Below are 16,539 nucleotides of genomic sequence, written 5' to 3' on the forward strand. Positions count from 1 at the left end.
CATCCACTAATAAATAATCTTTTACTCTACCTGGTAAATACTTATTATACCTAGAGTAAGGAACCACTCTTGGCTTTCTTATCCAATCCTTTAGCACAGTTGTCCATGGAATAGCTCTGCTTTTATTCATATAAGGTCTATAGTCTTCACTAAGAATCTCTCCATCAGTAGATACAGCTTTATACCTGTCCCATGTTAAAATCAAATGAATGACCGGATAGTTTGCAGCTCTTGGTATATGTATAACCGAGTTATCTAATTTTGTTTCATTATATTTATTTACCTTTACGTCAGTATCTTTAAATACTGGATAGTCTTGCGAAGGTAAGTCTAATAAGTATTTAGTTTCTTTAATCCAAAGATTTTCAATTAACTCCTCTTTTTCATAGTGTAACCTTTCTCTATCCTTCGTTAACTGAACACGAAGTGTTTCTGTCAGTTCCTCAAAGCTGTTCATTATTGGTGATGTACTAAAGAAATTGTACCGAACATAACCAACTTTATTTTCTACGTTACCTTTTTCATGTCCACTTCTCGGATTACACACCTGAACCTCAAATCCATAATGATTTTGAAATTGGATAAAGGTATCGGTTAATTGAGCTTCTTCTAGTTTAGAGCGGGTCTTTTTTACAGCTGGTGTTAAGTTATCAATCCTAATCTTTCTTGGTACACCACCTGATTGTTTAAATAATTCCTTTAGCCCGTGCAGAAGGCATTCTTGATTCTCTGATGGTAAAGGTACGGCAAAGGCTGCATTGCTATATGGGAAAGACATTACTAATGCATGTATATCTACAAATTCCCCATCCTTAACAGCTTCCATAATTCCAAAATCAACTTGAGCTTCACTCGGTGGATGTTCTAGACGATCGTAACCTTTATCAAACTCATCTTCATTATGTGTGTTCTCCCAGTCTGATACAAAATAACACAAGGTTCTGTACGAACCTTTGAATCCAAGTTCTTTGAGATCAATAAAAATCTGTTTTTTAGTACGCCGAGATTTCTTTTTTAGCTTCCTATCTTCTACTAACCAATCAGATACTATTTCTCCCCATTTTTCTGTATACATCATCCCATCTTTTTGTTTTAAATTTGACTTTGGCAATTGATCTTCATCTGCATATTTTTTGGCAGTACGCCAGTTGATTCCTAATGTTTCTTGTATTTTGGATATTGATAAACCCTTGTTGTTTCTAAGGAATTTGATACAATTAATATCAGACATTGCTAGCATCCTTTCATTACCTCCATATGTTTTGATTCGACACCAATAACATTAGAGGGACTTGGGGTGGCTGGCAAGTCTTTTTTTATTGTCTACACTTCTATTAAATAAAGTGCAGGACTCTGCATTTTTCTATTGCAAAGCTCTGCACTTTTATTTTGCCATAAACAATCTATAACTCTCATCGTATAAAACTCTCTTTGTTTCATGTACAATTTCACATTTAACTTTCTAAGAATTATAAAGTATACAACATAAAAAATTATAAATGAAATAGTGAATGATACCAATACATTTTGATCAGTATTAAAAGAAATAATATAAATTACCGCCGCATTTATATAAATTAACCCAACATATATTAAGATTGAACTATATTTTATTACACATAAAATTTTTGAGTCACTTCCTTCTCTTCCTTTCTTAAGTACTAATGATTTCAAAATAAAGATAGAAATTATGAGTATTATATTTATGAAAATAACCCAAATGATTCCTTCTCCTACTAAAATTTTTATATTTTCATTACTTGGTATTGAACTAATTCCAAAAGTTATAGTCACTGAAATTATAAGTGAAATTATAACTAGTTCAATAAAATCATTTAATTTTCTTCGGTGCCTATCCTCTAGCAAATAATCAATTTTTGTACGATTTAATATTTTTGTAATTGGATATGCAATGGCAATTATTGTTGAAAAGAATGAAATATAACCTATGATATCTTTAATATGTTCATATTGAAAATTCATTAAAACACCTCGTAATCTTATTCACAGACTCAATTATTATATCGGAGGTACTAAATTTATTTTAAAGATGCTTGATTAAAATTCAAAGAAGTAATCTTCTAAATCTAAATACAAAAGCCAACACCTTAACACATCAAAGTATTGTTACAAATATCAAATAATATTAAGTATATTTCATTCACTTCTCCATAAAATAACCGCACATTTAATACTAATTCTGGAGGTATTTCTTTTGTTTAAAGCTTCTTCTATGAAGAAATCTAACTTAACGGCCGCAGAGGTTTCAGGACTTTGGGTTCAGTTCATGGGCGACACAATGGCAATTTGTATTTATAAGTACTTTCTATCCATTGTTGAAAATGAGGAATTGAAATCAATTTTACATACATCCTTACAGTTAGCAGAAGGACACATCAAAAGAATCAAGGAACTATTTGAAAGTGAAGGATTCCCTATTCCGATAGGATTCACAAGTAACGATGTAAACCTGCATGCACCAAGATTATTTACAGATCAATTCATTATATTTTATTCCTATATCATGACCATTCATGGTATGACAGCGTATAGTTTAGCCCTATCTAATTCGGAGCGTAGTGATATACAAAATTATTTTAATGAATGTTCCGTCACAAGCAATCATCTTTTTCAAAAAATAATGGCCTTACTCAAGAAGCAACCAAAGCATTCCAGTGTCCCTCCGATTTCTCCACCCGATCAGTTAGGTATTATCAACTCCATTGGAATGATTTCTAATTTAATTGGGGATAAAAGACCACTTAATAGTTCAGAAGTGAGTAATCTATTTTTTAATTCAACCAAAACTGGATTTATCAGTACTTTAAGCTTAGGTTTTAGTCAAGTAGCTTCCAGAGAGGAAGTACGAAATTTCATGTTAAAAAATGTAAAACTAGCTAGGAAGGACGCGGAAAGCTTCGATAATATTTTGCAACAAGATAATCTACCTACACCGGAAAAATGGGATGATCAGGTCACTGATGCTACTATCAGCCCCTTCTCTGACAAGCTAATGATGTTCCATGCGGCATTCTTAGTGAATACTGCACTATCTTATTATGGTGCTGCTCTTGGATCTAGTCTTCGGTCTGATGTTATGTTGAACTATTTGAAAGTATATACACACGCAACAGAGGCTGGTGTGCTTTGTTATAAGATTATGGTGAAGTATAAATGGTTAGAGGAGCAGCCGAGGGTTGGCGGGTAGATGACTTAATTATGAGAGTGTAGGATAAAGATCCTTACCGACTATTAATATTCCAGAAAAATTTTATAGGACGACAAAAATTATATTCTTTCATTTTATCGTCCTTCTTTCATTACAAAAACAAGTTTATATATTAATTGAAGTATTTTTAGCGGAGTATATTACTAGTCTATTATACTAAGTGTTTTAGCTAACTCTTTACCTAGTTGATACCCCATCAAAGGTGGAACAGCATCCCCAATTTGCTCATATCTATCCTGTCGAGGATCAGAATGGAAAATCACATATGGACCCTTGAAAACATACCAATCAGGAAAAGTTTGTAGCCTTGCAGCTTCTCTTGGAGTTAATGCTCGATCCAATACTGGATGGATCATTTCATCAAAACAATGAGAGGTGACCGTAAAACTTGGTCTATCTTTAACTAGTCTTCTATATCTTGCACCATAAGGTTTTCTAGGAAAATAACTGTTTCTCAGTTCTACTTTTCCTTCAATAATTAATCTTTCTGCTGCAGTTTTCATGCTTTCTCCTGGTTGAATTAAAGCCATTCTCATAAGTATTTTTTCAAAATGTTTACTTGCCTTATGAGAGTCAAGGTGCTTACCATCATAAGCTATATCTTTAGGAATTCCTGGATATTTACCCCGAACAAAATCAATAAATTTTTTATGTGATTCTGAGACCCAATTACTACTGACATCTTTATCAGGATAAATAAGACATTCTTCTAGAGCATTTATTCTAGGCAAATCTCCAATAGCTTGTTCTACGGTAACTAATGGAAGCATATCATTCCCGTGTGTCTTATGAGGATAATTGAAATAAGTATCTCCATATTTATTGTTAATACCCACCAAAAATACTCTTTCTCTATTTTGGGGTACTCCGTAATTGGCACAATTTAAAAGAACATCTTCTTTTTGCCATGATGCCAATCTAAAGGAGGAACTATTTTTCCCAAACTCCTCTTTTTCAATTTCATCACACACAAGCGAAAAGAATGTCTCTTTACTATTCTTAAATCTCTTTTTTGAAAATATACCCTTCACATTCTCAAATAGAATCATCTTAGCGTCGACCAATTTGGCAATTCTAGGTAAATGCATATATAATTCATCTCTATGATCATTCTCTGCTCTTTTACCAGCAATTGAGTAACTCTCACATGGCGGGCCCCCAGAAACTAAGTCTACTGTATCCGTTAAAAATCTCTCTCGTAAGAATTTCCTTATTAATGAATCTGGAACATTACTAATATCGCCTAGAATTAGGACTGGGGTTTCACTAGGTAAAAACACATCCTTATATTGATTTTCATTTTTAATATAATCATCCAAATTAAATAATTCGGCCATATGGTTTTCACAGTACGTTTCAGCTGTTTCTCTATTTATCTCTATAGCTATTAATGTTTTAAAACCAGCCAGTTTTAGCCCCGTAGATAAGCCACCTGGACCCGAAAACAGGTCTATACATGTATACTTTAACTTATTCATTTACTCACCTCATAAATTTAGGTAATGTTATCATAACGCAAATTAATAAAATAGACTATACGATATAGTGTATAATAATATATAATTAGACTTTAATATATTCCGGAGGTAATACTTGTGAAATATAAAACATTAGATTTATTTGCAGGAATTGGTGGAATCCGGAAAGGATTTGAATTAACAAACCACTTTCAAAATGTGCTTTCTGCTGAGATTGATAATTATGCGTGCAAAACATACGAGCATCTGTTTGGAACTAATCCTAAAAATGATGTTAGCAGTGCTAATTTTAAAAAACAAGTGGAGTACTTAAACTATGATGTACTTCTTGCGGGATTCCCTTGCCAAGCATTTAGTTCAGCAGGGAGAAAAGAAGGATTTAGGGATAAAACACGAGGAACTCTCTTTTTTGAAATTGCAGATATAATCCAGAGAACAACCCCTAAGGCATTTTTATTAGAAAACGTTGAAGGTCTGATTACTCATAGGCAGGGTGAGACTTTTAAAACTATTCTTGAAATACTATCTTTAGAATTAGATTATAACATTGTAGGAGTAGAAATTAGTTCCACTGGAGAACTTATATACAATCCTAGAAGTTTTTTATTAAATTCTAAAAACTTCGGGGTACCTCAGAATAGACCTCGAGTTTATATAGTAGGTTTTAGTAGAAAACATTTCTCTTATCAAATCAATGATATTTTCCCTTCACTTCCTTTAAGCAGAAGCAAGAAGCCTATTTATGAATCAATCTATGATGTTCTTGAATCTGATGTGAACGAGCAATATTATTTGTCAGAGGGTTATCTTGATACCTTAAAAAGACATAAGGCCGCTCAAAAAAGAAAGGGTAACGGTTTTGGATATTCTATACTCAACAAGCCTGGAATTGATAAACCAATATCTAATGCACTTTTAGCCACTGGAGGATCGGGTAAAGAAAGGAATTTAATAATTGATTATAAAAAAGAATTTGTTGGTAAACAAGTTAAGTTCAAAAAATCACCATTAAATAAAGAGGGAATTCGTGTCATGACTCCCACAGAATGGGGACGTCTACAAGGTTTTATAGGATATGCATTTAAAAATAAATCGGGGATAGATAAGTTTACATTCCCTGAGGGTATTAGTAATACTCAACTTTATAAGCAGTTTGGCAACTCAGTAACAATCCCAGTTATAGAAGAAATTGCTAATAAGATTTATGATACTTTATTATACCTGGAATCCAATCAGGAAAAAATCAAAGTCGCCTGGTAATAAGGCGACTTTATCTCTTGGAAAAGCACTTTATTCCACCAAAATAGAATTATAATTAAATAAAACATTTCATTCTTATCTTAATCTTAAATAAATATGGTGGAATCTTTAATCATTCCAAACAATAATATACATTAACAATGGTTTGACTTAGTATCTCAGTTAATATGAAATTCATTAAGATAGGAATGATATAATTTACATAAATCTTATTTGTAAGTTTAATTTTATATATACCTTATCACATTCTCCAAAAGCTTTACCAAAATTATACCTTGTACTTGACGGTGTATCTAAATAAGTATGATTCAGCAGATATTCTTGAAATTCATTTCTATTATAAATGTGATAGCACACAATTTCTCCATCTTCTTTTACTACAATGTAACCACCAGTTGCATCATATACTCCTGTCCACCCCCTTTGCGGAGTCATTCCTAAGGCAACATCAGTTAAAAAATTTTTAATTTTATATTCATAGAACCTATGATTACTTGACTGATCGAACTGAAGTGGATTCTTTTCTTCTAATAAATCAACTAAATCCCTTAATTTTGTTGCTAGCCCACCATAATAGTAGAATAGCATTATTCCAAGCATCTCTGGAAGTAGTGTATCAATCATTTGAAGGTTCAATTGAAAGTTACTACTCTCGATTTTCTTAAACTTTGTAGTTGTCTTAGAATTCGTCAAAAACTTAACTCGATCTTTTATTTTTGATCGTGTTTGTATTGAGTTTATTTGATCAATTATATCATTGTTAATATGTTGAACTTCATATATAAAATTAGTCGCCTCACCAGGATTTAATAGGGTGGAACTACCACCTAGCCTTGATTTAATACTAAAACCAAGTGTTGGTTCCGAATGAGTTGATAAATCATGTACTTTTATTGTAATATCTCTCTTATTACTAGAATCGGATTTAAGTCGACTTACATTAACTTCTTCTAAAAACTCTTCAATTGAAGGAAACTCAAAAGATCTTCCAGAACTATGAACTAAAATATCTAACAATTCCTTACTCTTTTGACCAAAAATAGCTTTATCTACGGATAATACCTCAGTTCCATCATCTTTAACAACTCTAACTGTGGTATCTTCCTGGTTATAGTAGTAATTATTAGTCTGTTCTTCTCTAATAATTGAAAGAACTGGATAGAAGATATGATCAATTTTATTTAAATTTTCATCTCCTCCAAATAGAACTCCCTCAGCCGATATCTTTAGGAATGTGTATATTTCACTCCATTCACCCTTGTTTCCTTTCATGTCTACACCTCCTATTTTAATCTAACCTTTTCAGAGATAATGCTATTGTTTCATAATTCCTAAAAACAGTTTTCCTACATTGAAGTATTTCTTAATTATTTTTTAGTTACTAGAAAGTTATAATATTCCATGGATTAAAAATACCCTTACTACAACCTAAATTCCTTCTCAGGAGGTCCATTAATAAATGCTAAAAAATCATTCTACTTATATATTTCAGACCTTTAAATAGTAAAAGTATCACCGAATATTTATAGTTTGAAAAAATATATGTTAAGTCTGATATATTTTAACATAATTTAACAATCAACACTACAAAATCACGTTAATTAAAATTAATAAATCGAAATATCATTAATATTCTATATTGAAATAAATATAGAATACTAATTGTTGTTCTCAAACTCCCCACTTTAACCAACAATTATTTGAAAAATTTCCGATTATTATGGAGATGAAATTTACTATCTTCATTTATCTCAAAAACTAATCATTAAACCAACACCCTCTAAATCCGAACATTAAATAAAATTCCTAAACAAACGTACGTAATTACCTTGACTCTCTTCACAAAACAATGATATAAAAGAATGTAACGACATAAATCGACAAGGAGAGTCATGCATGAGTAATTTTTTGAATCGTTTCTTTAAACTAAATGAGCTAAACACGAACATTAAGACAGAAGTGTTGGCTGGGATTACGACTTTTATCACAATGGCCTATATTATCATTGTTCAGCCTAACTTAATGGAGGCAGCTGGTATGCCAGTTGGAGCAGTTATGGTTTCCACCATGATTGTTTCTGGACTATTTACGATTATTATGGGGATTGTTACAAATAGACCTTTTGCCCTTGCACCTGCAATGGGAAGTAACGCCTTTTTTTCCTATTCTATTGTGGCTGCTGGTCTTGCTACATGGCAGACAGCTTTAGGTATGATTTTTATTTCCGGAGTTATTTTTCTATTACTTACATTATTAGGATTACGTGAAGCTATCTCCAATATGCTTCCGAAAAATATTAAACTAGCAATCAGTGGTTCTGTTGGTATTTTTATCGTAGGTACAGGACTTGTGAACGGTGGCATTATTATTCAACGTGAAGGCAGTAATAATATGACACTTGCATCCCTTCACGATCCAAGTGTGCTATTAGCATTAATCGGTATTTTAGTAACAATTGGTCTAATGGCACGAAAAGTAAAAGGCGCCGTACTCTGGGGAATTTTATTAGTTACGGTTCTTGGATTCCCGTTAGGAATTACGAAATTACCGGACACTCTTTTCCAGCTACCACCAGATCCAACGCCGATTTTCTTCCAAATTGACTGGATTTCAGCATTAAAGCTTTCCTTCTTCCCATTAATCTTTACATTCTTTACAGGGGACTTCTTCTCTACTCTAGGAACAATTCTAGGAGTTAGTGAAAAGGCTGGATTGCTCGATAAGGATGGAAATTTACCAGGAATTAAGAAACCATTCCTAGTCGATTCCTCCGCAACTATCGTTGGTTCACTAATGGGCGTCACAACTGTAACGACCTATGTTGAATCAGCTAGTGGAGTTGGGGAAGGCGGTAAAACCGGATTAACCTCGATTTCTACAGGTCTACTATTCTGGTTCAGCTTATTCTTAACACCAATTTTCTTAATGATTCCAGGTGTCGCAACAGCCCCAGCATTAGTGGTTATCGGTATTCTTATCTTAGAATCTTTACGAAATATCAATTTCGATAAATTAGATGAACTAGCTACTGCATTAATCTTAATACTTGTTACCGCATTCTCATTCAGTATCGCCAACGGTATTGTATTCGGAATCATCTCGTACGTCATCATTAAATTAATCACTGGTAAAGTACGTGACATTCCAATTGGGTTATATTTCTTATGTATTCCATTAGCTTATTACTTATGGTTGATTTAAAGTAGACATCACATTCTGGAGGGATTATCGATGAAGAATGCATTTATTTCTGCAGCTCACGGGGACATCCCCTTAGATTTAGCAATTGAAAATATTAATCTAGTTAATGTATTTAGTGGTGAAATTTATCCTGCCGCTATTGGAATTTTTCAAGATAAAATTGTTCATGTCACAAAGCCGGGTGAAACAAAACTAGCTGCGAAGCAAACCATTGATGGTCAGGGGAAGTTTGCGATACCTGGGTTAATCGATACACATGTCCATATTGAGAGTGCGATGCTGACACCAAGTGCTTATGCTGAAGTAGTTCTTCCCCACGGGACGACGACAATTGTAACAGATCCACATGAGATAACAAATGTCCTAGGTGAAGAAGGTCTAAGCTATATGATCGAGGCGAGCAAGGATTTGGATTTACGCATCCTAACCTTCCTTCCTTCTTGTGTCCCTGCTGCACCACGTTTAGAAACAGCAGGAGCAGACTTCACACCAGAGGTCGTTGAACGATTGATGACGCTTGACGGTATTGACGGATTGGCAGAAGTAATGAACTACTATGATGTTATCCATCAGGATCCACGCATGGCAGGTATTGTACAAGCAGCGCTAGACACTGGGAAAATTGCACAGGGACATGCGCCAACCGTTAGCGGTCGCGACTTATCTGCCTACATTATTGCAGGAATTGACTCGGATCATGAGTGCCGCACTGGCGAAGAAGCACTAGAAAAGATTCAAGCAGGAATGATTGTTGAAATCCGAGAAAGCTCTTTCTCTCATAATATGGCACCAATCGCTAAGGTCATTAAGGACAAGGGCTACTTTCCAAATATTTGCCTATGCTCTGACGATGTTCTCGCCAGCGACTTATTACAGCAAGGCCATATAAATCATGTTGTTCGCCGGGCAATTGAAGAAGGAATTGAACCCATAAACGCGATTCGTTTTGGTACACTGAATGCCGCTAATCGTTTAGGCAGAACAGATATTGGTGCGATTAGCCCTGGTCGGATTGCCGATATCGTTTTACTCGATGATTTGGAAAGCATGCATGTTTCTGAGGTGTTTACTTCAGGAAAACAAACTGTTGCGAACGGAACATTAATTCGAAAACAAACCATAATTTCGCCACCATCGCATTTTTTCGAAACGGTGAAGCTACCTGAAATCAAGGAAGAAGCACTGACGATTACCGTAGAAAATTCTCAAGCAACAAAAGCATTAGTCAATGCGATCGAATATGATTACGCTCCAGGCATTCCAACGAACTTCCTAGAGGTGACGCTACCTGTTGTAAACGGCGAAGTGCAATTGGATAGTTATGACGGAAAGAAAGCTCCTTTAAACTATATTGCTGTTTTCCATCGTCACGGACACAATACGAATGTGGCAAAAGGGGTTCTCGCAGGGTTTGGAATTACAGACGGCGCCGTTGCAACCACCGTTGCTCATGACAGTCATAACCTTGCCGTTCTCGGTGTTAATAAAAAGGACATGGCTATAGCGGCCAATCATCTTCGAAAAAATAACGGTGGAATGGTTGCTGTAAAAAACGGGAAAATCGTTGCAGAGCTCCACTTGCCAATCGCGGGATTAATGACAACAGAGAGCGCGGAAGAATTTTCACCAAAGATTAATAACTTCCTAGATCGAATCGAATCAACCATGATGCCTGGTAAGAATCCAATCCATCGCTTAATCATTGCGACACTCCCTGTTATTCCTAAAGCGAAAATAACGGATATGGGGTTAGTTGATGTGGATAAACAGAAGTTTGTACCGTTGATTTTGGATAGTTATTGAAGCGAAAGAATAAAGAAGTAAAAATGAGGCAGAATCTGTGCCTTATTTTTTACTTCTCTAATAGTAAATAATCCTTAGTTTTAGAAATTGGAATGTTATGTACCTCCGCAAAACTATGTAGATCCTGATAAACACTCCCCGGATAGAAATTACTAATTCTAAAATTAAAGCCTTTAATATTTTTTACAATGACTAATTTCTTCCCCCATCCAACCCGCTTAAACTTCATACGAACGATATGACTATAATGAACCTCTTTTTTATAGATTGTAAAATTCAAAATTAGAACTTGGAAAGTCAACGTATTATCGGTTTTCCTTAACTTAAAACGCATCAAGATTGTCACAACAAGAAATATTGAAAAAGGAATTAGATAATAATAGCTTTCAGGACGATTAATGCTTCTAGCCATTCCCCCTATTGTTAGTAAGAAAAGAACTAACAGAACCCCTCTTTGAGTTGTAGCGTAAAACATCACCTTATCACCTCCAATTAATCTTTTATGAAGTATGTATAGAGTATATGTACAGCCATGGTATCACACTAAGTAGCACAATCTCTACAATGATTTTTAATTATTCTTACACTATCAAGCTATAATTAATCTCCATCTTTGATTTTCCATGATATCGAAAAAATTGATAGCATTGTAGAGCAACGTTTTTAACGCTATACTTGTACTAACTTTGATAATTATTAATTTGAGGAGATCTATTTTGAAAAAAAGTATACTACTCATAACATTTTTGTACGCAGTAGGCTTAACACTTTCATTATGGCTATATCACCACAAACCGTTACTTATGGAAGATGTCGGTCAGTTGCTCCCCACGAAAATTAAAGAGGTCCATGGTGCTACAAGCGAAGCTAAATTGCAAGGCTGGGTAAACGAAGCAATCAAGAACAATGAAAAAATCTCCGTCGCTGGGATGCAACATAGTCAAGGCGGGCATACATACTATCCTAATAGCATCATGATCGATATGAAAAAATATAATAACATCCTAGATTATAGCCCACATGAGAAGTCGATTACGGTTCAAAGTGGCGCAACATGGGAAGATATCCAAGCGAAAATCAACCCGGATCACCTGGCAATTCAGGTGATGCAGTCACAGAATATTTTTACGGTCGGTGGATCCCTTAGCGTTAATGCGCATGGTAGAGACATTCGTTTTGGTTCGCTTATCGATACCGTTGAATCATTTCGACTACTCACTCCACAAGGAACTATCATCAATGTCAGTCGAACAGAAAATAGTAATCTATTTCCGCTCGTAATCGGTGGTTACGGTTTATTCGGCATTATTCTAGATGTCACATTACATTTGACCGATGATGAACTCTATCAAATTCGGTCAAGGGCAATCAACTATCAGGATTATCCTAACTATTTTATTAACGAAGTACACCAAAACAAGGATATCCGAATGCACATTGCTAGATTGTCAACAGCTCCTGATACGTTGCTCCAAGAAATGTTTGTCACTGACTATCAATTAGTAGAAAATCAAGCTAATTTAGTAGAGTATGCAAAGTTAGAAAGAGATTCACTTGCTGCACCGCAAAAATTCATGCTAGGACTTTCCCGTCACAGTGATTGGGGAAAAAATCTCCTTTGGGAAACACAGAACAAATTTTATGTCAGTCAAGATGGCAACTACATTACACGCAACAATGCAATGCGTGGAGATAGTAAATTTATGGAGTATGACAACCCGACCAAAACAGAAATTTTACAGGAATATTTTGTCCCAATTGACGAGTTTACGAGTTATCTAGACGATTTACGAGCAGTACTTAAAAAGGAAGAACTAAACCTATTAAATATTACCGTACGCTATGTGAATGAAGATGAAGAGGCAGTATTATCCTATGCCAAGGAGGACATGTTTGCGCTTGTCCTGCTGATTAACCAAGGCAAAAGCAAGAGGGACATTGAAAAGACGGAAAAGGTCATTCAAGAAATGATCGATGTCACTTTAGAACATGATGGTTCCTATTATTTACCCTATTATTCTTATCCAACACAAGATCAAATGGACGAAGCCTATCCACGTAACAAGGAGTTTTTCGCGCAAAAGAAACAATTCGATCCGAACGAGGTATTTATGAATCTATTTTACAAGGAGTACAGCCAATGAATTTCCGTAAATTTCTCATCGCCCAAAGCATCCTAATTACAGCAAGCAGTATTGTCTTTCCATTTTATTTATTACTGATTAAAAACATTGGAGATAGTTACTCACAATTCGGCTGGGCATATGGAATATTCACCTTAACCGCAGCACTCGCCTACCCATCAATCGGCAGACTAGGTGATCGCTTTGGTGATAAGACGATGCTCCTTATTTATACACTAGGAATGGCAGCTGTAATGCTTGTTATCCCGCTTCTTATTCAAGTATGGCAAGTGTATATAATCCAGATCATCATGGGAATTCTCGGGGCGATTCAAAAAAATACAGAAAAAGCCTTCCTGGCTCGTGAAAACGATATTGATACTGCTGGTAAACGCATCGGGAACTATCATTTTCACATATCACTATGGAGTGGAATCGGGATTATCCTAATCGGTTACCTAATTGATTTCTTAACCGTCGCCACCCTATTCTATTTAATTTCATTTGTTTATATTGTAGCCTCTTTTGTTATTTTGAAGAGGGATAAATAATGATGGCGGTGGTACTGAGTGATGAAAAATATTAAGCGATTTGTATATCTGTTTATATTTTTAGTAATTTTCGGCTGCGCAATATTTTATGTTAATTTCGGAACACCTTGGAGCATGTTTAGACACAAAAATCTTTTTGAAACATATTTAGAGGATACCTACAAAAAGGATTTTGTTATCTCGGATATTTCATATGATATGATGCATAACAACTACCATGCACATGCTTATGATATAGATAATCCAGAATTAATTTTTTATGTGGGGGAAGACAATAATAGCAATGACATAGATGATGGCTATGAGTTCGAATTTACTCTAGACAAGGCAAAGACTGATGTTAAAAACATATTAAAGGAAAATATGATTGAATATAGAAAGTTAAATGTGGAGTTAATCAACCTATCCAATAAAGAGTTGGAGATTATTGTTTGGACTAATGAAGACATAGATAGTACTACTAACAACTTAATTAAAGCAGAAATTGAGGAAATAGGTTATATAACTGAACAACTGTATTTTCAGGTAAGTTAAGATATTCTCGGTGTTTGTCAAGATAGTTGTCGTACTTTCATTCTTTAGTGTTTTAAAACATATAAAGTGTAGCTACCGCGCTTCGCTTGCTGGCCTTCTCATCAAAGAACAGAATGAATTCTGTTCTTTGATGAGAAGGGAAAAGGGTAATTCGAGCTTAGTCACGGTGATCTATCTTTCCATTACTTTTCAATCTCTTCCTTCATCGGATTTAGCGCCACTGAATCATGTGCATTCCAATCCCTAGTCGAACGTGTCCAACGTTCCGGGTGCTTTTGTTTCGCTAATTCATATACTTCTTTACGATTGTTCAGTATCTCAATATGTTCCCCTGTATGGCACTGATCCGGTGTTACAAAGTTTATGCCACTGTGTAAATGAACGCAGTTGTACCAATTCACAAATCGTAATCCCCATTCACGTGCAGCTTCCAGTGTTTCAAATCCTTTGTATGGATATTCCGGCCTATATTTTAACGTCCGGAACATCGCTTCAGAATAAGGATTATCATTACTTACGCGAGGTCTTGAATAAGAGCTTTGAACTCCCAACTTTTCAAGTAATACTTGAAATGTCGCTGCTTTCATCGGACTACCATTATCCGAATGGAGGACCAAAGGCTTGCCTTGAATCTTTTCGTTAATCACGGTCTTTTTCATCAATTCTTCTGCATATTTTGCTTCTTCTGTTTCCCAAATCTCCCAACCTACTATTTTTCTACTAAAAATATCAATAATTAAATAGAGTCGGTAAAACAAACCTCTCACCGGCCCTTTTAGCCAGGTAATGTCCCATGTCCAAACCTGGTTAGGAGCCTTAGCTAAATAGCTTTCTGGTAATTTATGTGCTGGTCTTTTACTTCTTCCTCGGTGATTCTGCATATTTTGCTCACGAAGTACTCGATAAAAGCTAGATTCAGAGGCAATATAAATGTTTTGATCTGCTAGTTTTGGTACAATTGTTTATGGCAAAATAAAAGTGCAGAGCTTTGCAATAGAAAAATGCAGAGTCCTGCACTTTATTTAATAGAAGTGTAGACAATAAAAAAAGACTTGCCAGCCACCCCAAGTCCCTCTAATGTTATTGGTGTCGAATCAAAACATATGGAGGTAATGAAAGGATGCTAGCAATGTCTGATATTAATTGTATCAAATTCCTTAGAAACAACAAGGGTTTATCAATATCCAAAATACAAGAAACATTAGGAATCAACTGGCGTACTGCCAAAAAATATGCAGATGAAGATCAATTGCCAAAGTCAAATTTAAAACAAAAAGATGGGATGATGTATACAGAAAAATGGGGAGAAATAGTATCTGATTGGTTAGTAGAAGATAGGAAGCTAAAAAAGAAATCTCGGCGTACTAAAAAACAGATTTTTATTGATCTCAAAGAACTTGGATTCAAAGGTTCGTACAGAACCTTGTGTTATTTTGTATCAGACTGGGAGAACACACATAATGAAGATGAGTTTGATAAAGGTTACGATCGTCTAGAACATCCACCGAGTGAAGCTCAAGTTGATTTTGGAATTATGGAAGCTGTTAAGGATGGGGAATTTGTAGATATACATGCATTAGTAATGTCTTTCCCATATAGCAATGCAGCCTTTGCCGTACCTTTACCATCAGAGAATCAAGAATGCCTTCTGCACGGGCTAAAGGAATTATTTAAACAATCAGGTGGTGTACCAAGAAAGATTAGGATTGATAACTTAACACCAGCTGTAAAAAAGACCCGCTCTAAACTAGAAGAAGCTCAATTAACCGATACCTTTATCCAATTTCAAAATCATTATGGATTTGAGGTTCAGGTGTGTAATCCGAGAAGTGGACATGAAAAAGGTAACGTAGAAAATAAAGTTGGTTATGTTCGGTACAATTTCTTTAGTACATCACCAATAATGAACAGCTTTGAGGAACTGACAGAAACACTTCGTGTTCAGTTAACGAAGGATAGAGAAAGGTTACACTATGAAAAAGAGGAGTTAATTGAAAATCTTTGGATTAAAGAAACTAAATACTTATTAGACTTACCTTCGCAAGACTATCCAGTATTTAAAGATACTGACGTAAAGGTAAATAAATATAATGAAACAAAATTAGATAACTCGGTTATACATATACCAAGAGCTGCAAACTATCCGGTCATTCATTTGATTTTAACATGGGACAGGTATAAAGCTGTATCTACTGATGGAGAGATTCTTAGTGAAGACTATAGACCTTATATGAATAAAAGCAGAGCTATTCCATGGACAACTGTGCTAAAGGATTGGATAAGAAAGCCAAGAGTGGTTCCTTACTCTAGGTATAATAAGTATTTACCAGGTAGAGTAAAAGATTATTTATTAGTGGATG

General features: G+C 34.9%; 14 protein-coding genes. 8 read left to right on the forward strand and 6 right to left on the reverse strand.

The window, feature by feature from the left end:
- Together istA (JF53_RS05120) and JF53_RS05125 are read right to left on the reverse strand one after the other, a co-directional pair.
- On the reverse strand, window positions 1-1,231 hold a 1,231-nt coding region (gene istA, locus JF53_RS05120; protein ID WP_236686910.1), incomplete at its 3' end, for an IS21 family transposase.
- 92 nt (window positions 1,232-1,323) lie between these two features.
- Window positions 1,324-1,983 (reverse strand): hypothetical protein, encoded by a 660-nt coding sequence (locus JF53_RS05125; protein ID WP_047979904.1) that lies wholly within the window; start codon window positions 1,981-1,983, stop codon window positions 1,324-1,326.
- Between the two features lie 232 nt (window positions 1,984-2,215).
- Between JF53_RS05125 and JF53_RS05130 the strand changes: the two genes are divergently transcribed.
- Window positions 2,216-3,208: a DUF3231 family protein gene (locus JF53_RS05130; protein WP_236686911.1), complete on the forward strand. Its 993-nt coding sequence runs from the start codon at window positions 2,216-2,218 to the stop codon at window positions 3,206-3,208.
- A 164-nt stretch (window positions 3,209-3,372) separates the two neighbouring features.
- Here the strand turns inward: JF53_RS05130 and JF53_RS05135 are convergent, their stop codons facing one another.
- Window positions 3,373-4,707, reverse strand: coding sequence for a DNA cytosine methyltransferase (locus JF53_RS05135; protein ID WP_047979903.1), 1,335 nt, complete (start codon window positions 4,705-4,707; stop codon window positions 3,373-3,375).
- A 117-nt stretch (window positions 4,708-4,824) separates the two neighbouring features.
- Between JF53_RS05135 and dcm the strand changes: the two genes are divergently transcribed.
- Window positions 4,825-5,967, forward strand: coding sequence for a DNA (cytosine-5-)-methyltransferase (dcm, locus tag JF53_RS05140; protein WP_047979902.1), 1,143 nt, complete (start codon window positions 4,825-4,827; stop codon window positions 5,965-5,967).
- Between the two features lie 198 nt (window positions 5,968-6,165).
- Here the strand turns inward: dcm and JF53_RS05145 are convergent, their stop codons facing one another.
- Window positions 6,166-7,239, reverse strand: a complete 1,074-nt coding sequence (locus JF53_RS05145; RefSeq protein ID WP_047979901.1) for an HpaII family restriction endonuclease — start codon at window positions 7,237-7,239, stop codon at window positions 6,166-6,168.
- Window positions 7,240-7,863: 624 nt separating this feature from the next.
- Between JF53_RS05145 and JF53_RS05150 the strand changes: the two genes are divergently transcribed.
- Together JF53_RS05150 and ade are read left to right on the forward strand one after the other, a co-directional pair.
- Window positions 7,864-9,168, forward strand: a complete 1,305-nt coding sequence (locus tag JF53_RS05150) for an NCS2 family permease (RefSeq protein ID WP_047979900.1) — start codon at window positions 7,864-7,866, stop codon at window positions 9,166-9,168.
- 30 nt (window positions 9,169-9,198) lie between these two features.
- Window positions 9,199-10,971, forward strand: coding sequence for an adenine deaminase (ade, locus tag JF53_RS05155; RefSeq protein WP_047979899.1), 1,773 nt, complete (start codon window positions 9,199-9,201; stop codon window positions 10,969-10,971).
- A gap of 49 nt (window positions 10,972-11,020) precedes the next feature.
- On the opposite strand, the gene JF53_RS05160 is transcribed toward ade, so the two are convergent.
- Complete coding sequence (locus JF53_RS05160; RefSeq protein ID WP_157052462.1) at window positions 11,021-11,383, reverse strand: hypothetical protein; 363 nt, start codon at window positions 11,381-11,383, stop codon at window positions 11,021-11,023.
- Between the two features lie 301 nt (window positions 11,384-11,684).
- On the opposite strand from JF53_RS05160, the gene JF53_RS05165 reads away from it, so the two are divergent.
- Genes JF53_RS05165 through JF53_RS05175 form a run of 3 tightly spaced genes read left to right on the forward strand, consistent with a single transcriptional unit; the run spans window position 11,685 to window position 14,179 of the window.
- Window positions 11,685-13,115 carry an FAD-binding oxidoreductase gene (locus JF53_RS05165; RefSeq protein WP_047979905.1) on the forward strand — a complete coding sequence of 477 codons (1,431 nt, stop codon included), beginning with the start codon at window positions 11,685-11,687 and terminating at the stop codon, window positions 13,113-13,115.
- Entirely contained in the window at window positions 13,112-13,645 is a 534-nt protein-coding gene (locus tag JF53_RS05170; RefSeq protein WP_047979897.1) for an MFS transporter, read from the forward strand. The genes JF53_RS05165 and JF53_RS05170 overlap by 4 nt, the downstream gene beginning before the upstream one ends.
- Before the next feature lie 21 nt (window positions 13,646-13,666).
- Window positions 13,667-14,179, forward strand: coding sequence for a YfjL-like protein (locus tag JF53_RS05175; RefSeq protein ID WP_047979896.1), 513 nt, complete (start codon window positions 13,667-13,669; stop codon window positions 14,177-14,179).
- A 182-nt stretch (window positions 14,180-14,361) separates the two neighbouring features.
- Here JF53_RS05175 and JF53_RS05180 read toward each other — a convergent pair whose 3' ends face one another.
- Window positions 14,362-15,138 (reverse strand): IS3 family transposase, encoded by a 777-nt coding sequence (locus JF53_RS05180; protein WP_047979895.1) that lies wholly within the window; start codon window positions 15,136-15,138, stop codon window positions 14,362-14,364.
- A 170-nt stretch (window positions 15,139-15,308) separates the two neighbouring features.
- On the opposite strand from JF53_RS05180, the gene istA (JF53_RS05185) reads away from it, so the two are divergent.
- A partial coding sequence (istA, locus tag JF53_RS05185) for an IS21 family transposase (RefSeq protein WP_236686910.1) occupies window positions 15,309-16,539 on the forward strand: 1,231 nt, incomplete at its 3' end.

The sequence above is a fragment of the Ornithinibacillus contaminans genome (assembly GCF_001038425.2).
Taxonomy (GTDB): Bacteria; Bacillota; Bacilli; order Bacillales; family Amphibacillaceae; genus Ornithinibacillus; species Ornithinibacillus contaminans.